Source organism: Sphingobium sp. RS1 (assembly GCF_056156825.1).
The window spans coordinates 362,038-379,929 of sequence record NZ_JBLZXE010000002.1; the positions used below are offsets into that span (position 1 = coordinate 362,038).

A 17,892-nucleotide genomic window follows, 5' to 3' on the forward strand; every position below is an offset into this window, starting at 1 on the left:
AGATGAAGCGCAACATCAAAGCGCTGGGCGCCATCACCCTTTCGCTGGCGCTGGCCGCCTGCGACATGGCACCAAAATATGTGCGGCCGGAACTTCCCGTTCCGGCCGGCACGCCCCAGGGTGATGCCTATGCCGCCAATGGCGGGGCAGGGGCGGCGATCGTCCCGGCCGACACGGCATGGCGCGATTTCTTTACCGACGACCGCCTTGCCCGCGTCATCGAAACCGCGCTCGCCAATAATCGCGACCTGCGCATCGCACTCGCCAATGTAGAACAGGCACGGGCGCAGTATAAGGTGCAGCGCGCCGACCTGCTCCCCACCGTGGCGGGCACCGGTACGGCGACCTATTCGGAACAGCCGCTCGTCCAGTTCGGCCAGAGCCAGCGGCTCAACACCGACGTCTATCAGGCGCAACTGGGCATTTCCGCCTGGGAAATCGACCTGTTCGGGCGGGTGCGCAACCTGACCAGGGCGGCGCAGGAGCAATATTTCGCCAGTGTCGAAACCCGCAACGCGGCGCAGACCGCCCTGATCGCGGAAACCGCTAGCGCATGGCTCACCATGGCGGCGGATCAGGAGCGGTTGCGCATCGCCCGCGATCTGGAACAGGCGTTCGGCAAGACGCTGGAACTGAACAAGGCCCGCTTTGCCAAGGGCATCGCGTCCGAACTGGAAGTGCGTCAGGCGCAGACCAGCTATGACAGCGCCCGGTCGGACATTGCGGCGGCCACCACGCTGGTGGCGCAGGACCAGAATGCGCTCAACCTGCTGGCCGGCACCACCGTCCCGGCCGCCGACCTGCCCGAAGCGCTGGCGCAGAAGGACGCGACGCTCGACAATCTGCCGGCGGATATTTCGTCCGACGTGCTGCTGCGTCGGCCTGACATCGCGTCGGCCGAACATAATCTGCGCGCTGCCAATGCCAATATCGGTGCGGCACGGGCGGCCTTCTTCCCGACCATTTCGCTGACGGCCGCTCTCGGCACGGTCAGCCTCGGCCTGTCCAACCTGTTCAAATCGGGCAGCGACACCTGGTCGGTGGCGCCGACCGCGACCCTGCCGATCTTCGACTTCGGGCGGAACAAGGGCAATCTTCGCTATGCGAAGGCGACCTATGACGCGATGCTCGCCACCTATGAAAAGAGCGTGCAGACCGGCTTCCGCGAAGTCGCCGATGCGCTCGCCCGTCGTGGCACGATGACGCAGCAGATCGAAGCGCAGACCTCGCAGCGGGACAGCGCCCGCGTTGCCTACACCCTGTCGGAAGCCCGCTTCCGCGCCGGCGTGGACAGCTTCCTGACGACGCTGGATTCCCAGCGCTCGCTCTACAGCGCCGAACAAAGCCTTGTCGCCACGCGTCTGACCCGCGCGACCAACATGGTCGAACTCTACCGCGCGATGGGTGGCGGCCTGAAATAAGCCGCGCGCCGACTTTGAAAGCAAGCCGGGGGAAGCCTCGGCCAACAATCTCCGCTATCGGCCATGGGGCAGGTAGCGGAGTTTTTTGTATGGCCCTCGTCGAAACCCTTTTCCCGTCGCCGGTCGGTGCGCTGACTCTGGTCGCCAGCGACATGGGGCTGGTGGCGATCCTGTGGGAGGATGACGATCCTGCCCGCGTCCGCCTGACCGAACGGGAAAGACGCGCCGATCACCCGATATTGGCGCAGACTGCGGCGCAACTATCCGCTTATTTCGCGGGGAATTTGCAGATATTCACCGTGCCTCTCGATTTTCGCGGCACGGATTTCCAGAAACAGGTCTGGGCGGCGCTCTGCACGATCCCCTTCGGCGAAACGCGCAGCTATGGCGATATCGCCCGCGCCATCGGCCACCCCACCGCCAGCCGCGCGGTCGGCGCCGCCAACGGCCGCAACCCCATCTCGATCATCGCGCCCTGCCACCGCGTCGTCGGCACCAACGGCGCGCTGACCGGCTTTGCCGGTGGCGTCGAGGTAAAGCGCTGGCTGCTCGATTTCGAGCAAAGCCATGGACGGCTGCTCTAAACCGCCGGATCGTACATGAATTCCCGTAATTCCTGCGCGCAGCGACAGGCGATGGCGATCTTGCGTGCCCATTCCACAGCTTCCTCGCGCGTCGGCAGGTCGAGCACGGTGAAGCCGCCTTTGAGATCACTGCCTGGATAAATCTCGCGCGACACGGACCCGTCGTCGGCAACCAGCACCGGATCGACATCCTCCGCAATCCCGCCGCCAAAGATATAAACGCCCGCCGCCTTGGCCTCCGCGATCACCGCATGGGCCGCATCCGCAACAGCCGGCAGATCCTCATCGGAAACGATCATGGCTTCGCTGGGGAAGGAAATCAGATATTTGGTCATGGCTTCGATGATGCATCGAAGATCGGCCACCAGCAAGCAGGCTCGATGAGGATATGCCCAGCGGAAAGGACGACATAGAACCCGTCAGGGTTCGCAAGGCCGAACGGCCGCCCGAGCTTTATGCGAGGATCAAAAACAAAAATGGCGCACCCAAGTGGATTCGAACCACTGGCCTTTGCCTTCGGAGGGCAACGCTCTATCCAGCTGAGCTATGGGTGCGTGACGCTGGTCAGGAGGCGCGGGTAGCAAAGTCCTTCACGCTGCGCCAGCGTCAAAATCACCTCAACCCATCTTATTTTGCCGCTTTCTCCATCGGCTGAAACTTGCCCAGGCCGCAACTGGCGCCCGGCTGCAATCCAGGACCGACATTCCACAGTACGGTGATGATATCGACCGAACAGAGCTGGGACAGGCTGGTGCGATAGGAAAAGCGCTTCTCGAAGCCCAGGCTGGGGCAACTGTTAGGCAGGGTGTTGCGATAGATTTTCCGGCCGTTCATGATGAAGTCGATGGTGCGGTCGTCGCGCACAGTGGTGGACCGGATCGACTGGATCTGGACGCAATCTATCGCCGCGGCGTTGGTGGGCACATAGGGGTCGGGCGTTTCCTTGGCCAGGGCGGGCAGGGCTATGCCGGCCAGCGCGGCACATAGGGCAAATTTGGCGGAACGGACGGACATGGCTTCTCTCCTCATATCACGCCGAATCGACGGCGTGATGCGACGCGATCCGTCATCCCTAACCCATTTGTCATGAACGGCGTGAAAATGCCGTCGGGCTTGTTCAGGCGGCCTTGGCCGCCACAAGCTTCGGCGCCGGCGTCTTGGGCTTGAACCGGCACAGGTCGCTGACGATGCAGCGCCAGCATTCGGGCTTGCGCGCCTTGCAGACATAGCGGCCATGCAGGATCAGCCAGTGATGCGCGTCGCGCCGGAACGGGCCGGGCACCCGCTTCTCCAGCTTCTCCTCCACCGCCAGCACCGTCTTTCCCGGCGCCAGGCCGGTGCGATTGCCGACGCGAAAGATATGTGTGTCGACCGCGAACGTCTCCTGCCCGAAGGCGGTGTTCACCACCACATTGGCGGTCTTGCGCCCGACGCCGGGCAGGGTGGTCAGCGTGTCTCGATCTTCCGGCACCTCGCCGCCATAATCGCGCACCAAAATCTCAGACAGGCCGATGACATTCTTGGCCTTGGTATTGAACAGCCCGATCGTCTTGATGTGCTGCTTCAATCCCTCCTCGCCCAGGTCGACCATCTGCTGCGGCGTCGTCACTTCGCGGAACAGCGCGCGCGTCGCCTTGTTCACGCCCACATCGGTCGCCTGCGCGGACAGGGTGACCGCGACCAGCAACTGATAGGGATTGCCATATTCCAGCTCCGTCACCGGAGCGGGATTGGCCTCGGCCAGGCGGCTGAAGAAATCGAAGATCTGCGCCTTGTTCATTTACAGGCCCAATACGCCCTTCATGTCGTAGCGCCCGGCCGGCTGCCCGACCAGCCAGCGCGCCGCCTTCACCGCCCCGCGCGCGAAGATCGTGCGGTTCTCGGCGCGATGGCCGATCTCGATCCGCTCGCCTTCAGTGGCGAAGATCACCTGATGGTCGCCCGCCACCGATCCGCCCCGCAGCGCGACGAAGCCGATATCGCCCGGCGTGCGCGCGCCGGTGATGCCGTCACGCCCGCGATCGCTATGCTCGGCCAGAGGGATATGCCGCCCGCGCGCTGCCGCTTCGCCCAGCATCAGCGCGGTGCCCGACGGCGCATCGACCTTGTGCCGGTGATGCATTTCGACAATCTCGATGTCCCAGTCATCGCCCAGACCCGCAGCCGCCTTCTCCACCAGCGCCGCCAGCAGGTTGATGCCCAGCGAGGTATTGCCGGTCTGGAGCACCGGAATATGCACCGCGGCTTCGTCGATCAGGGCATGATGCACCGGCTCCAGCCCGGTGGTGCCGATCACGATCGGCTTCTTGGCCGCAATACAGGCGTCCAGATGCGCAGACAGCGCCCCCGGCACGGAAAAGTCGATCAGCACCTCGCTCGCTTCCGCCAGCGCCAGCGGATCAGCGGTCATGGCGATGCCCGGCGCAATCTCGCCGCTCGGGTCGCGATCGGTGCCACCCGCCAGCCCCAATCCGGTGTCCGCCGCAACCTGCGCGATCGCGCGTCCCATCCGGCCCGCAGCCCCGAAAATGCCGATCGTCGTCATGTCCGCCTCATCTCATGTCAGTCTGGACGCGGCCGATGCCAGAGCGGCGCAGCTTTGTCATCCCGCTCGTCAGCTTTCCTGCGTCATCGGCTTGCCCACCGACCGCAACACATGATCGCGCAGTTGCGGGTCGCTCAGGTGCTCGGCATTGTCCAGCCGCACCTGCGCCGCCGCCTCGTCATAAAGGAAGGGCAGGACGACGAACCGCCGCCCCTTCGTCACCGGTAGCGCCTCATGCAGCAGCGAGCAGGAAAAGACGATCGCCCCGCCCGTGTCAGGGCGATAGGTGCGCATGCCGAACTCGGGAAAGCGCAGGTCGCCGCCTTCATATGCCTCCGCGTTCAGGCCGATCGACACGGCAAAGCGGCGATGCGCCGTGCCCAGCGTGCTATTGTCGGTATGCGGCCGGAAATAACCGCCCGAACCCGCATCATAGCAGGATATCAGATAGCGCTCCATGCGCGTCGCCCGGAACTGGAAGGCGCGCTCCACCTGCGGCACCAGCCGGCGGTAGATGCGGCCCTGCACCGCGTCGCGCAGTTTCGGCTCGTCGATGCTGCAATCGCTGCGCCGCTTGTGGCGGTGATCCACCTCCAGCACGGTATGGCCCGACGCCGGATCGGTGCTCATGAACCCGCTTTCCTCCAGACCCTGCCGATCTGCATAGGCGATCAGGTCGCGGCACAGGGCAGGCTCGAAAATACCCGGTACCTTCAATACCGGCGCCCAGCCTTCCTCATCTGCGCGCGGCGGGGATAAGTCTGCCAGCACTGCGCATAGTTCGGCATGATGCTGCTCCAGATCGGTAACGGCCAGGATACGGATCACCCGCAGGCCGGGGTCCAGTATCCAGCTTGTCACGACGATGGCCTCACCGCCTTTCCCGTCCTGCCGCACACAACCGAACAGCTTCGCCATCGCCCGATCCTGATCCAGGAAGATGCGCAATCCCGGATAGCGTTCCTCCATAGGAGCATTCGCTTCATCGCGCGGATCGTTGGTGACGATGAAGGCGCAGGCGAAGACGTCATCGAACGGCCCGACCGTCTCGCGCATCCGGCGATAGAAGGTCATGGCGCCGGGCGTGGTCGAACTGCCGATGAATGTGACCACGACATAGCGGCCGGCCGCGCTGCCGAATGCATAGCGCGGATTGGTAAGGCCCCGGACGTGGAAGCGCGGAACCGGATCGCCGGGATAGAGCATGACCGTCCTTTCTCTCCGCTTTGCGCCTGCTGGCCGACATAATCTTTCCTGCGCGGCGCGGATCGTCAAGGATGGAAGGCAGGCTTCGATTGCGATCGTCCGCGAAATTGCGCATCCCATGCCCATGGATAGTCGAACCCGTCTTTCAGTGCTTGCCGCCATGCTGTTGTTATGGGGCTGTGAACCACGGGAACCTGCCGTTTCGACATTGCCGGTCCCGCCGGCCGATCTATGTACGGCGGCGGGCGGTACGATCAGGAAAGTGGGCCTGCTCGGGCATCCTGCTTGCGAAGTCCCTACGTCGGACGCCGGGAAAAGCTGTCGCGATAGCAAGGACTGCGAAGGGCGCTGCCTGGTGCAGGACTGGGACGGTGATCGACCGCCTTCCCTCGGCACACCGGTGGCCGGTCAATGCGAAGCATCCAATTTGACGTTCGGCTGCTTCGCGGAAGTGCGTCGCGGCAAGATCGACAGCCTGTTCCTTTGCGTCGACTGAACGCCTTGGACAATTCGCGATTGGCACATAGTCAGGACGGCCCCATGCATGAAAATATCCGAAACATTGTCATCCTCACGGGTGCAGGCATTTCCGCCGAATCCGGCCTCGCCACCTTTCGCGGGCCGGATGGCCTGTGGGAAGGGCATCGGGTGAAGGAACAATGCTTCGCTGGTCTTCTTCCGCCTACCGAAGTGGCGTGAAGGGTTTTCTGATGGGGCTTTTCAAAGGTAGCCAAAACGACATGATAGAGAATCAGGCCGTGCCTGCCAGCGGCGCTGGACTTGCTCCTTTTCCGAACGAACCGGCAGGCGGACAAATCTATTCCTTCCGAACCCGCCCGGTTTCAGAATTCTCGCCGCAGGTTACCAATCGATATGCCGCGATCAAGATCGTGGGTGTTGATGATAAGCATGTCGCTGTGGCGGTTCTGGACGGTATCTGGGTTACCCCGCCAGGTCTGACTGCCATTCAAGGTTCGTCCATAATCAATGAGCATCGCTTCACCCATGCGGGAAGGCCTGCTGTCTTCGGCGTGCTCCATGACTGGTGGAAGCGGGAAGGCGATCTGGATGAATTCAGCTTTGTAGGGATGCAAACCGTGTCCTATCGGGAGCAGCAGTTCGCGCGCGAAATCGCGACCCTTGCTGTGGGATCAAGATTTTCTACTTTGCATGCAGCAAATCACACGGCTGAGGGTGAGTGGCGCTGGGCCAACGATCGTGACGCCTTCATCATCGAAATTGAGAAAAAGGAAGCGAAGAACGCCGCGGCGCGAGTTGCACAGGAAGAGCGATATCGCACAAGATTGAGCAAGCTGACATGGGACCAGCTTCAATCGGAAACGCCCTTTGAACGCTGGTCACCATCGCCGCCATTTCCATCGAAAGATTTTACTACTGCCGCACGTGCAACGATCCGCGATGCGTGCGCGGCCCTCAGGGAACTTGGCCCCAAACCCAAAAGGGCGGATGTCCGAACGATCCTCAAAACAACCGTCTTCTGGTTCAATGAAGCCGATGAAAAAGCCGGTGGCGTGATCGAAACCGAGGAGCGCGAAGACATCTGTGCAGTGCTGGAAGAGATGGCGCACTGCGCGCGGCAGAAGGCGCTTGTTGATGAAATGGACGAGTGGCGGGCATGGTGAAGCAGGATATCCGAAACATTGTCATCCTCACGGGTGCAGGCATTTCCGCCGAATCCGGCCTCGCCACCTTTCGCGGGCCGGATGGCCTGTGGGAAGGGCATCGGGTGGAGGATGTCTGCACCCCTGAAGCCCTGGCGCGCGACGAGGCGCTGGTGCATCGTTTCTATGACGAGCGGCGCGCGAAACTGGCCGAAGTGCAGCCCAATGCCGCGCATCAGGCGCTGGCCGCGCTCGATGCGGCCTGGCCCGGCGATCTGCTGATCGTCACGCAGAATGTCGATGACCTGCATGAACGGTCCGGGGCGAAGCGGCTGATCCACATGCATGGCGAATTGAAATCCGCCCTTTGCGCTGCCTGCGGTAAGGCCGTGGCATGGGCGGATGCCCTTCCGCCCGGCAGCGCCTGCACCGGCTGCGGAAAGCCGCGCCTGCGCCCCGATATCGTCTTTTTCGGCGAAATGCCCTATGAAATGGATCGTATCGACGATGCCGTGCGCGATGCCGATCTGTTCGTGTCGATCGGCACGTCGGGCGCGGTCTATCCGGCCGCCGGCTTCGTCCAGACCGCCCGCCATGTCGGCGCCTATACGCTGGAGCTCAATCTCGATCCGTCCGCCGGCAGCCTCTATTTCGATGAGACGCGGCTTGGCCCGGCCAGCCAGCTTGTGCCGGATCTCGTGCGCGGGTTGCTGGCCTGATCCAGAACGTCTCTCGCCCGAAAGCCTCTCGCCCGAAAGCCTCTCGCCCAAAACCCTCTCGCAATGCCCGGCGCTTATAGTATAGCGCGGCCTTTCAACATCCCTGCGCGGAGCAACCAGTGATTACTGTTCAGCGGGTGGCCAAGGCCGCCGGCAAGCATCTGACCAAGACGGCGCTGAAGCTGCGCAAGGCCCTGGGTGCGCGTCCGACGCGCAGCTGCCCGGCCTGTGGCGGCGCCGTCGTCGGTTTCTTCCGCTATGGCGACAACGGCGAATGGGGATGCCCGGACTGTGGTGCCTCGCCGCGCGAACGGTTGATGAACTGGCTGATCCAGCAGGGGCAACTGACCGTGCCGACCGCCGGCGCGATCCTGCACATGGCGCCCAATGAGGGCAGTCTGGTGAAGCGTTTCTCCGCCGCCGCCGATTATGTCCCGGCGGATCTCGATCCCGCGCGCTACACGGTGCCGCACATGCATCGCGTCGACCTGATGGAACTGGCGGACAGCAACCGCTACGACCTGTTCTACGCCAGTCATGTGATGGAACATGTGCCCGACGACATGGCCGTGCTGCGCAACATCCATCGCGCGCTCAAGCCGGGCGGCGAAGCCTGGCTGATCGTGCCATTGTGGGACAAGCCGACCGAGGATGGCAGCTTCGACATCCCCCCGCGCGAGCGCGAGCGCCGTTTCGGCCAGTGGGATCATGTCCGCCAATATGGCCTCGATTTCGCCGATCGCATCCGCGCCGCCGGCTTCGATCTGGAAGAGATTGATGCCGGATCGATCGACGTCGCGACCCGCCATTTCCACGCCCTCGACGACCGGCTGTTCCGCGCGCGCAAGCCGGGCGGAGACATCGCACGGTGAGCCGCCTTGCGCGGCTGGAAGGCTCGGCCCGCTTCCTGGCTCTGGTAAAACTAGCCAATGTCGGACTGGTGCTGATCTGGGGCTTCGCCGTCACCTTCGTGTTCGTGCGGGTGCTGCCGATCGCGGAGTTCCAGGCCTTCCTGCTGCTCGTCGCCTTCGGCAATTTCACCATCTCGGCGGAATTCGGCCTGACCAGCATCATCTATGCGCGGTTGCGACGGCATTGGCTGGCGCGCGGCGATGGCGCTGAGGCACCCGATGATGGCGGCTTCCGGCTGGAGGAAATGGGCGTGCTCTTCCTCTTCCTCGGCCTGCTGGTCGTCGGCGCCACGGCGATGCTGCTGGTCGCGCTGGCGGGCGGCTGGCTTTCGACCGGCATGCCCTTGCTCTTCCTGCTCTTCTTCCTGTCCGCCTGCCTCAACCTGCCGGCTCTGCTGGCGAAGCGCGCGCTGGCGGCGGTCGACGGCAATTTCCTGTGGGAAGGGCTGGATTGCGCGCGCCGGGTGGTAACGATCGGCCTGCTGCTGGCGATGCTGGCGGGCCTCGACCCGCGCCTGTCGGTCGCGCTGCAACTGGCGGTCAGCATCATGGTGATCGGCTATGCTATCGGCCATGTCCATCGGCGCCTTGCCATGACGCGGCGCCACTGGTTCGCTTTCCGTGTCGGCGGAGGCCATGTGCGCACCCATTATCTGCGCGACATCGGTGCATCGGCGGCGTTCACCGTCTCCGATATCATCGCCTATAATGCGCCCTATTTCACGATAGCGCTCGCCACCAGTGACGCGCGGCCGATGCTGGTCTTCGACTTCTTCTTCAAGATGTCGCGCGCCTTGTCGATGCTGGTCCGCGCCACGGTGGAGGCGGCCTTGCCCCGCATCACCCGCGCTTTTCACGCCGGCGACACGGTCCGTCTGCGCCAGTTACTTGGCCGCGCGCTGATGGCCGCCATGCTGTTCGCCGTCGGCCTGTCCGCCGTGCTGCTTTTGGCCGGCGACCGGCTGTTCGCGCTCCTGTTCGACGGTCGTGCCGCGATCGACCGCGCCGACATTCTCCTCATCATCCTGGCGCTGGCGGCGCTGACCTTGCTGTGCGTTTCCGTCTATGTGCAGGCGGCGCTGGGTCGTTTCGGCGAATTGCTCGCCCGTTCGCTGCCCTTTCTCGCGGGATCGCTGGCCAGCGCGCCGCTCGCCTTGCTGCTCTGGCCGGACCGCTTCGACCTCGCCTTCCTCGCGCTCTACGCGCTGACGCTGCTTGGCGTGGCCATGCTGCATCTTCTCTCGCTGCGCCGGCTGGTGCGGGCATGAAGGTCGCGATGGTCGATCCCTCGCTCTTCACCGGGCGTTATGACGACAGTCTCTGCGCGGCGCTGGCGGGGGAGGGGGCGGACGTCACCCTGCTTGGCCGCCCGATGCGCGATACCGACGCGATCCTGCCGCAAAACTATAGCTATCGCGCCCATTATTTTCGCCGCAGCGAAGCACTGCGCACGCGATTGGGGGAGGGGCGCGCCTTCCGCCTCGCCAAGGCGGCGGAATATGGCCTGACCTGCGCGCTGGGCAACCTTGGCGAACTGACGCAGGCCGATGTGGTCCATGTCCAGTGGCTCCCGCTCGCGCCCGCCGACGGCCTGATGCTGAAGCGGCTGAAGGGCCGCACGACGCTGGTCCACACTGTCCATAATGCCGACGCCTATCATGCCGATTCCGGCTTGCAGGGGCGCGGTTATCGCGCGCTGCTCGACATGTTCGATGCGCTGGTCGTCCATGGCGACACCACCCGCGCGGCGTTGACGGGGCAGGGCGTCGATCCTGCCCGCATCCATGTAACCCCGCACCCGCCGATGCGCCTCGCCCTGGCCAGCCCCGTCGACCTCGCCGCCATCCCGGTGCCGACAGTCCCGCGCCTGCTCTTCTTCGGCACCATCCGCCCCTATAAGGGCGTGGACATCCTGATCGACGCCTGCCTCCAGCTCTGGCACGCCGGCCATGCCTTCGAACTGGTTCTTGCCGGCAAACCCTTCATGGATGTCGCTCCGCTAACCGATGCGGTGGCGCAGGCGGGCTTTGCCGACCGCCTCATCACCGACTTCGGCTTCCTGACCGAACCCCGGCTCGACGCGCATATGGCCCGTGCCGACATGATCGTCTTCCCCTACCGCCATATCGATTCGAGCGGCGCCTTCCTGTCCGCGCTCCACCATGGCAAGGCGATGGTTACGTCCGATGCCGGCATGTTCGGCCAGTTGCCGGACGGCGTCGCGGTCAGGGCACGGGCGGGAAATGCGTCCGCGCTGACCCAAGCCCTCTTGCCGCTGATCGAAAGCGCGGCCATCAGGCAGAGCCATGGGGCGCAGGCTCGCGCCTATGGACAGGCAATGGGAAGTTGGAAGGATATGGCGGTGGCGACCATCGGCATTTATGAAACCGTAATGGCCGCACGCGCATGAACCGCTATCTGCGCGAACTCGCCGACCGCAAGCTCGCCCTGCGCCTCGCGCTGGCCGGCCGCGTCCATCAATATCCCGAAATTCAGGCGCTCAAGCGCTTCCTGTCAGCCTTCGCGGTCGACTGCCTGTTCGATGTCGGCGCCAATCGCGGCCAATATGCGACCATGCTACGCAAGGATGCGAGCTATAAAGGGCTGATCCTCTCCTTCGAACCCAACCCGGACGTGTTTGCGCAGTTGCACAAGGCCGCCGCGGCCGATCGCCACTGGCATGTGTTCAACATGGCCCTGTCCGATTTCGACGGTACCGCCAGTTTCAACATCATGGCGGCCGACCAGTTCAGCTCGCTCAAAAAGCCCTCGGGTGAGCAAGACGCCATCTTTGCCGATCGCAACAAGGTGACGAAGACGGTGGAGATGCAATGCCGTCGGCTCGACACGCTGCTGCCCGAACTGGTCGCGCAGCATGGCTTTGCGCGTCCCTTCCTCAAAATGGACACGCAAGGCCATGACCTTTCCGTCTGCGAAGGTGCTGGCGCGGTCCTGACCGACATGCTCGGCGTCCAGACCGAACTCGGCGTCCGCCCCATCTATGAAGGCGGCACCGGTTATCGCGCGATGATCGACTGGCTGGACGCGCGCGGCTTCGTGCCCTCGGCTTTCTTCGCGAACAACAAGGGGCATTTCCCGCTGCTGGTCGAAATGGACGGCATCTTCGTCAACCGGGCCCTGGTTAAGTCTTGACCATGGGCGACCAGGCCGGGTCCGTCAGCGCGCGTCGCCTGTTCCTCGCAGGCGCGATCGGACTGGCGCTGTGGCTGGGCGCGACCTTCCTCTGGCATGTCACCTATCGGCAGGGCGTCAGTCTGGCTGTCATCCTGCTGCTGGATCAGGATTTCCCTGCGCTGCTGGGATCGCTGCTGCTGCTCGCGCTGGCCGCGCCCTGGGCGGAGGGGAAGGGCTTCGCGCTGCCCCGGCCGACCGCACGCATCGTCGTGCCACTCATCATTCTGCTCGGAATGGCGGCATGGGCCGGCCATTATGCCCTGTTCCAGGATTATTCCATTAGCCGGGACGAGGAAGTCGCCCGCTTCGCCGCCGCCTATATGCGCGAAGGGCTGTTCGCCCGGCCGATCCCGATGGAATGGGAACCCTATCGCCGGGCGATCATGCCCGAATTTTTCTCGCCCTTCGGCGCGGCGGATTACTGGACGGCCGCCTATCTGCCGGTGAACAGTGCCATTCAGGCGCTGTTCTGGCAGTTGGGCGATCCCAATCTGGCCGGTCCGGTGCTGCTGATGGCGGGCCTGTTCGCGCTGTGGCGGGTGGCGCTGCACCTGATGCCCGATCGCCCGGACGCGGTCTGGGTAACGATATTGCTGGGCTTCTCGTCCAGCCAGCTCTGGGTCACGGCCATGACCCCTTATGCCATGACCGGCCATTTCGCGCTCAACATGGTCTGGCTGGCTCTGGTCCTGCGCGGCGGTCTGGTCGGTCATCTCAGCGCCGGCGTGGTCGCCCTCATCGCGGCCGGCCTGCATCAATGGCATTTTCCGCCCATCTTCATCGCGCCCTTCATCCTGTGGATGCTGCTGGCGCGCCGCTGGACAGTGGCGGTTTTCCACGCGCTCACGCTGGTCGCGATCGTCATCATCTGGGCGAAAATCTGGCCCGGCTTCCTGATGCACGCGCTGGGCGCGCCGATGGACGTGCGCCCCTCGGCTGGCGTAGCGGACAAAGTGGGCAGTCTGTTCGAACGGCTCGGCGATCGCTGGCAACCGCTGGTGAACCTCACTCGCTATGTCGCCTGGAACAATATCCTCATGGTCCCGCTCGCTATCCTCGGCATCGCCGGCATGCGCTGGCGCCGGATGATCCGGGGACAGGAAATCGCGCTGCCGCTGGCGCTGGGCTGTCTCGCCGGCTGCCTGCTCGCGCTGGCGCAGGGCTATGGCTGGGGCTTCCGCTACGCCCATGGTTTCATCGGCCCCTTCTGCCTGCTCGCGGGTCTTGGCTGGGCGCGCTTCCGGCCGCAGGGTGCGATGCGCCCGCTGATGCTGGGGCTCGCCATCACCGCCATGGCCAGCGCCTATCTGGTCTGGCGCACCCACGCCTTCGTCGCGCCCTATGCCGCCAGCCACCGGCTGATCGACTCGAGCGAGGCGGACGTGGTGCTGGTCGATCCGCGCGGCGGCCTCTACGTCACCGATCTGGTGCGTGGCCGCAATGGCGTGCCGGGCAAGCCGATGGTGATGAACCTTGGCATGTTGTCGCTCGATCAGGTGGACGAGCTTTGCAAATCCTATGTGGTGGAACTGTTCGACCGGGCCGAATTCCGCCCGCTCGGCGTTCCGCTCGCGCGCTGGAACCTGGGCCGCATGGATGCCCTGCGCGCCCATATGAAGGAGGAAGGCTGCGACCGGCCGGTCCAGCCGCCCTTGCCCGAAAGCTTCGAGGACGCCTTCAATGCCGCCGACAACGCGATGTGAACCGGCTCAGTTGGTGGCGAAGGCTGCCGGTTCGTCGTCGCGATAGAGCAGCATGACCGATCCGTCCTCGCCCTGAACGGCGCGGATGGGCAGGCTGATTTGCAGCGCGGACAGGAACTCCCGGCTGTCATTGATGCGGAAGCGTCCACCGATGCGCAGGGCGGACACGCGGGAATCACCGATCAGGATGGGCGTAGGGCGGTAGCGGTTGAATTCGGCCGCAGCCTGCTCGATCGTCTCGCCGTCCAGTTCGACCATCTGTTCGCGCCAGGCGGTGCGCTGGTCGACCAGCTTGGGGCCCAGATGGGTAAGCGCAATGCTGCGCGGCTGGATCACCGCGCCACCGCCAGCGCCGACCTTCTGCCCATAGCTGTTGCCGCTGCAGCGTACCGTCACCACGCCTTTGGTGACAGTCAGTTCAACGATCGACGGGCGCAGCCGTACGTTGAAGGCAGTGCCGACCGCGCGGATCACCGCCGATCGGGCCTCGACATCGAACGGCCGTTCCTCATCATGGGCGACGTCAAAGGATGCTTCGCCTTTCATGATGCGCACCTTGCGCCCGTGGCTGGTAAAGCGGACCTCGGCTTCGCTGTCGCTGTTCATGTGCAGGATAGACCCGTCGTCCAGCGCGATGTCGCGCAATTCGCCGATCGCGGTCTGATATCGGTCGACTCCGCTGAAGGTGCGGATGGTAACGACGGCGGCAACCAGGAAGAAGATTAGCGCAACGGCGGCGGCAATCATGATGTTGCGGGACAGGCGGCGCTGCTGTTCCTCGCTGACGATCACGGCCATCGGGGGCAGGGTGATGTCGGCAGCGGCACTCTTCAGCCGTTCGGCGGCCTCCCACGCGGCTTCGGCGCGGGCAAAGGCGATGGCATGGCGCGGGTCACGTTCGACCCAGGCGCAAATGTCGGATTCGTCTTGGGGACTGGGATCGCTGTTAAGCCTGGCCAGCAGGCGCGCGGCTTCCGCCTCGATCGAGTCCCTGTCTGCGTTGTTCGAACCTGGTCCCGACGCCTGCACGCTCGAAGTCCGTTTCCTCACGTTCTGCCCAGGCCCGCATAACTATCGCGATGGCTTTGGCCAGATGTTTTTCAACAGTAGAAACGGACAGAGACATTTCCTCCGCTATTTCCAGCATCGATTTTTCGTGGATGCGGCGAAGAATGAACACGCGGCGGCATTGGGCGGGCAGCGACTCGACGATGGTTTCTACCTGGCGCAGCGCTTCGCGGGCATGGAGTTGCGCTTCGATATTATTCTCGCCGCCCAGCAATTCCAGATCGGCGATGGTTTCGAAACTGACCACCTTGTTACGGCGCGCGGTGTCGATCACCAGGTTGCGGGCGATGGTGAACAGATAGGCCCGGCCCGTCGTCACATTCTCCCAATTTTCTGTGGCATAGGCGCGGGCCAGAACCTCGGCGACCATATCCTCCAGTTCATGCGTGGACGGCAGGATGCGGCGGAGGCGGCCACGAAGGGCGGCTTCCTGAGGCAGGATAACCGTCTTGAACCATTCCAGCTTAGCGCGAACCCTGTGCACGATGACCCCCTTATTTTGTCAGCCGCGCCTCTCCCGAATTTTCTTTTCTGTCTTTTCGATGACATATTTCAATCATGGATGCAGGGGCCTGTCCAGACACCGATTGGTCATTTTCGAGCAATCGACCAAAATGGTTCCTTCACGGGTAAATTAATTGTGGATATGTTGCGGCAGGCGCACACTTGTGTCGCTGCAATCCATTGCGGACGCCGCTGCGCGCCTCATGCCGCCGTTCAATCGGGCGTTGGCGGCAACTCGGTGGGGCTGTTGTCGGGCTGGTCGTAATCCGGACCGACCGGGCTGATCTCGTCCGGCTGCGTCATCGGCGTTTCGACCGGCGTGGCCGGCGGCGGCATCTCGTCGGGGGACTGGGGTTCGATCCGGTCGGGCGGCGGGACGCCGTCCGGATCGCTGTCGGGGCGGGTGGCCATGTCTGTCTCTCCTGTGTAACCTACAGGACCTACGTTCGGGCCGCAGGGCGGTTCCGCAAAGCCATGCCACTATAGCTTGCCTCTTACTGCGCTTTTCTCTATGCCGCGCCGACCGGCGACCGATGCGGGCGTGGCGAAACTGGTAGACGCGCCAGATTTAGGTTCTGGTATCGTATGATGTGGGGGTTCGAGTCCCTTCGCCCGCACCAGATTGCCGCCTGCGGCGACGCCACCGAAATTCAGCTGAAGAAAGCGTTTGAGAGAAGAGATGCAGACTGTCGAGACGTTGAACGAGGGCCTGAAGCGCGCCTACACCGTGACCATCACGTCGAAGGACATCGACGCCCGCGTCGAAAAGGAAGTGGCTGCGATCGCACCGCAGGTGCGCATGCCCGGCTTCCGCCCCGGCAAGGTGCCCGCCAACCTCGTGAAGAAGATGCACGGCGAATCGTTGCAGCGCGACGCGCTCAACAACAGCATTCAGGAAAGCATCCAGAAGCTGATCGCCGACCAGAAGCTGCGCCCCGCGATGCAGCCCTCGGTCGAACTGGACGAAGGCTTCGAGTTCGGCAAGGACGCCGAGATCAAGGTCGCTCTGGAAGTGCTGCCCGAAATCGCCGCGCCCAGCGTCGATGGTCTGAAGCTGGAACGCCTGACCGCCGAAGTCGCCGATGCGCAGGTCGATGAAGCCGCCGGCCGCATCGCCAGCCAGCAGGGCGCTCTGGAAGAATATGCCGCCAGCCACAAGGCGAAGGACGGCGACACGCTGAAGATCGATTTCGTCGGCAAGGTCGACGGTGAAGCGTTCGAAGGCGGTTCGGCCGAAGGCGTGAACCTCAAGATCGGCGCTGGCCAGTTCATCCCCGGCTTCGAAGAACAGCTGACCGGCGTGAAGAAGGGCGAGGAAAAGACCATCGAGGTTACCTTCCCCGAAGATTATGGCGCAGCCCACCTCGCCGGCAAGGCCGCGACCTTCGACATCACCGTCCAGTCGATCCTGAACGCCGACAAGCCCAAGGTGGACGAAGAGTTCGCCAAGTCGCTGGGTCTGGAAGGTCTGGACAAGCTGAAGGAACTGCTCAAGGGCCAGATCGAGCAGGAACATAACGGCCTGACCCGCACCTATATGAAGCGCAAGCTGCTCGACCAGCTCGCCGCTGCCCATGATTTCGACGTGCCGCCCAGCATGGTGGAAGCCGAATTTGCTCAGATCTGGCAGCAGCTCCAGCATGAAGCGACCCATGAGGAAGATCCGGCCGCCGCGATCGCCGAAATGGAAGCCGAAAAGGAAGACTATCGCGCCATCGCCGTGCGTCGCGTCCGCCTTGGCCTGCTTCTTTCGGAAATCGGTCAGGCCAATGGCGTGGTCGTGTCCGATCAGGAAATGAACCGCCTCATCATGCAGGCCGCGCAGCAGTATGGCCCGCAGGATCGCGAACGCTTCGTGCAATATGTTCGTCAGGACCCCATGGCCGCCGCCCAGCTTCGCGCCCCCCTCTATGAGGACAAGGTCGTAGACTTCCTGTTCGAAAAGGCGGAAGTCACCGACCGTGCCGTCAGCCGTGAGGAACTGGAAGCCGCGATCGAAGCCGAAGATGGCGATCTGAAGCCCCATGTCCACGGCCCCGGCTGCGGTCATGACCATGGCGACGAAAAGCCCAAGGCCAAGAAGGCTGCGCCCAAGAAGAAGGCCGAAGCCGAGGACGCACCTGTCGAAGCCGCTGCTGAAGAAGCGCCGGTGAAGAAGGCTGCGCCCAAGAAGGCTGCCGCCAAGAAGGACGAAGCCGTGGCTGAAGACGCCGCCGCCGAAGAGAAGCCCAAGAAGAAGGCTGCTCCCAAGAAGGCTGCCGCCAAGGCCGAATAAGCCTGTCCTTGCCGACATGATGAGCGCCCGGCTTCCCCGCGAAGCCCGGGCGCTTTTCATTTCCAGCGGCCTTTTCTTTGCGGAAGGGCCATGGCAGATGAAATATTAAGGATGATGCGCCATGCCGTCCGGACGATCA

The 17,892-nt window shown here is 63.7% G+C and carries 19 protein-coding genes, 2 tRNA genes and 1 pseudogene; 13 read left to right on the plus strand and 9 right to left on the minus strand.

Going from position 1 to position 17,892, the window contains the following annotated elements:
• The first annotated feature begins 2 nt into the window (after positions 1 to 2).
• Positions 3 to 1,421 (plus strand): efflux transporter outer membrane subunit, encoded by a 1,419-nt coding sequence (locus tag ACNHGR_RS03380; RefSeq protein ID WP_475284120.1) that lies wholly within the window; start codon positions 3 to 5, stop codon positions 1,419 to 1,421.
• Positions 1,422 to 1,510: 89 nt separating this feature from the next.
• On the plus strand, positions 1,511 to 2,005 hold the full coding sequence (locus tag ACNHGR_RS03385; RefSeq protein WP_475284121.1) for a methylated-DNA--[protein]-cysteine S-methyltransferase: 495 nt from the start codon (positions 1,511 to 1,513) through the stop codon (positions 2,003 to 2,005).
• Here ACNHGR_RS03385 and ACNHGR_RS03390 read toward each other — a convergent pair.
• The 6 genes from ACNHGR_RS03390 to ACNHGR_RS03415 all read right to left on the minus strand — a co-directional run bounded on the left by ACNHGR_RS03390 (position 2,002) and on the right by ACNHGR_RS03415 (position 5,756).
• Entirely contained in the window at positions 2,002 to 2,340 is a 339-nt protein-coding gene (locus ACNHGR_RS03390) for a YciI family protein (protein WP_475284122.1), read from the minus strand. The two genes, ACNHGR_RS03385 and ACNHGR_RS03390, sit on opposite strands and share 4 nt — an antisense overlap.
• 142 nt (positions 2,341 to 2,482) lie before the next feature.
• Positions 2,483 to 2,559, minus strand: a tRNA-Arg gene (locus ACNHGR_RS03395).
• A gap of 73 nt (positions 2,560 to 2,632) precedes the next feature.
• On the minus strand, positions 2,633 to 3,019 hold the full coding sequence (locus ACNHGR_RS03400) for a hypothetical protein (RefSeq protein WP_475284123.1): 387 nt from the start codon (positions 3,017 to 3,019) through the stop codon (positions 2,633 to 2,635).
• A gap of 103 nt (positions 3,020 to 3,122) precedes the next feature.
• The gene (gene nth / locus ACNHGR_RS03405; RefSeq protein WP_184264491.1) at positions 3,123 to 3,785 is read right to left on the minus strand and encodes an endonuclease III; all 663 of its coding nucleotides are present in this window, start codon (positions 3,783 to 3,785) and stop codon (positions 3,123 to 3,125) included.
• Positions 3,786 to 4,550 (minus strand): 4-hydroxy-tetrahydrodipicolinate reductase, encoded by a 765-nt coding sequence (gene dapB / locus ACNHGR_RS03410; protein WP_475284124.1) that lies wholly within the window; start codon positions 4,548 to 4,550, stop codon positions 3,786 to 3,788.
• Between the two features lie 69 nt (positions 4,551 to 4,619).
• Entirely contained in the window at positions 4,620 to 5,756 is a 1,137-nt protein-coding gene (locus ACNHGR_RS03415) for a 2OG-Fe(II) oxygenase (protein ID WP_475284125.1), read from the minus strand.
• Between ACNHGR_RS03415 and ACNHGR_RS03420 the strand changes: the two genes are divergently transcribed.
• From ACNHGR_RS03420 to ACNHGR_RS03460, 9 genes and pseudogenes are all read left to right on the plus strand, one after another.
• Positions 5,755 to 6,252, plus strand: coding sequence for a hypothetical protein (locus ACNHGR_RS03420; RefSeq protein WP_475284126.1), 498 nt, complete (start codon positions 5,755 to 5,757; stop codon positions 6,250 to 6,252). The two genes, ACNHGR_RS03415 and ACNHGR_RS03420, sit on opposite strands and share 2 nt — an antisense overlap.
• A 44-nt stretch (positions 6,253 to 6,296) precedes the next feature.
• Positions 6,297 to 6,419 (plus strand): annotated as a pseudogene (locus ACNHGR_RS03425) (Sir2 family NAD-dependent protein deacetylase); the annotation flags it as partial.
• 32 nt (positions 6,420 to 6,451) lie between these two features.
• Positions 6,452 to 7,399, plus strand: coding sequence for a hypothetical protein (locus tag ACNHGR_RS03430; RefSeq protein ID WP_475284127.1), 948 nt, complete (start codon positions 6,452 to 6,454; stop codon positions 7,397 to 7,399).
• Positions 7,393 to 8,097, plus strand: a complete 705-nt coding sequence (locus ACNHGR_RS03435; RefSeq protein ID WP_184264501.1) for an NAD-dependent deacylase — start codon at positions 7,393 to 7,395, stop codon at positions 8,095 to 8,097. Before ACNHGR_RS03430 ends, ACNHGR_RS03435 begins: the two co-directional genes overlap by 7 nt.
• A gap of 119 nt (positions 8,098 to 8,216) precedes the next feature.
• On the plus strand, positions 8,217 to 8,969 hold the full coding sequence (locus tag ACNHGR_RS03440) for a methyltransferase domain-containing protein (protein WP_184264503.1): 753 nt from the start codon (positions 8,217 to 8,219) through the stop codon (positions 8,967 to 8,969).
• Positions 8,966 to 10,276, plus strand: a complete 1,311-nt coding sequence (locus ACNHGR_RS03445) for an MATE family efflux transporter (protein WP_475284128.1) — start codon at positions 8,966 to 8,968, stop codon at positions 10,274 to 10,276. The genes ACNHGR_RS03440 and ACNHGR_RS03445 overlap by 4 nt, the downstream gene beginning before the upstream one ends.
• Positions 10,273 to 11,418: a glycosyltransferase family 4 protein gene (locus ACNHGR_RS03450; protein WP_475284129.1), complete on the plus strand. Its 1,146-nt coding sequence runs from the start codon at positions 10,273 to 10,275 to the stop codon at positions 11,416 to 11,418. The genes ACNHGR_RS03445 and ACNHGR_RS03450 overlap by 4 nt, the downstream gene beginning before the upstream one ends.
• Positions 11,415 to 12,161 (plus strand): FkbM family methyltransferase, encoded by a 747-nt coding sequence (locus tag ACNHGR_RS03455; protein WP_475284130.1) that lies wholly within the window; start codon positions 11,415 to 11,417, stop codon positions 12,159 to 12,161. The genes ACNHGR_RS03450 and ACNHGR_RS03455 overlap by 4 nt, the downstream gene beginning before the upstream one ends.
• A 2-nt stretch (positions 12,162 to 12,163) precedes the next feature.
• Positions 12,164 to 13,906 (plus strand): MFS transporter, encoded by a 1,743-nt coding sequence (locus tag ACNHGR_RS03460; protein WP_475284131.1) that lies wholly within the window; start codon positions 12,164 to 12,166, stop codon positions 13,904 to 13,906.
• A gap of 6 nt (positions 13,907 to 13,912) precedes the next feature.
• On the opposite strand, the gene ACNHGR_RS03465 is transcribed toward ACNHGR_RS03460, so the two are convergent.
• From ACNHGR_RS03465 to ACNHGR_RS03475, 3 genes are all read right to left on the minus strand, one after another.
• A complete protein-coding gene (locus tag ACNHGR_RS03465; protein WP_184264513.1) occupies positions 13,913 to 14,935 on the minus strand; it encodes a FecR domain-containing protein in 1,023 nt (340 codons plus the stop codon).
• Positions 14,853 to 15,458 (minus strand): sigma-70 family RNA polymerase sigma factor, encoded by a 606-nt coding sequence (locus ACNHGR_RS03470; protein ID WP_184264515.1) that lies wholly within the window; start codon positions 15,456 to 15,458, stop codon positions 14,853 to 14,855. Before ACNHGR_RS03470 ends, ACNHGR_RS03465 begins: the two co-directional genes overlap by 83 nt.
• Positions 15,459 to 15,691: 233 nt before the next feature.
• The gene (locus ACNHGR_RS03475) at positions 15,692 to 15,889 is read right to left on the minus strand and encodes a hypothetical protein (RefSeq protein WP_475284132.1); all 198 of its coding nucleotides are present in this window, start codon (positions 15,887 to 15,889) and stop codon (positions 15,692 to 15,694) included.
• Between the two features lie 124 nt (positions 15,890 to 16,013).
• On the opposite strand from ACNHGR_RS03475, the gene ACNHGR_RS03480 reads away from it, so the two are divergent.
• Together ACNHGR_RS03480 and tig are read left to right on the plus strand one after the other, a co-directional pair.
• Positions 16,014 to 16,098 (plus strand) — tRNA-Leu (locus tag ACNHGR_RS03480).
• Between the two features lie 59 nt (positions 16,099 to 16,157).
• A complete protein-coding gene (gene tig / locus ACNHGR_RS03485) occupies positions 16,158 to 17,753 on the plus strand; it encodes a trigger factor (RefSeq protein WP_475284133.1) in 1,596 nt (531 codons plus the stop codon).
• Positions 17,754 to 17,892: the final 139 nt, after the last annotated feature.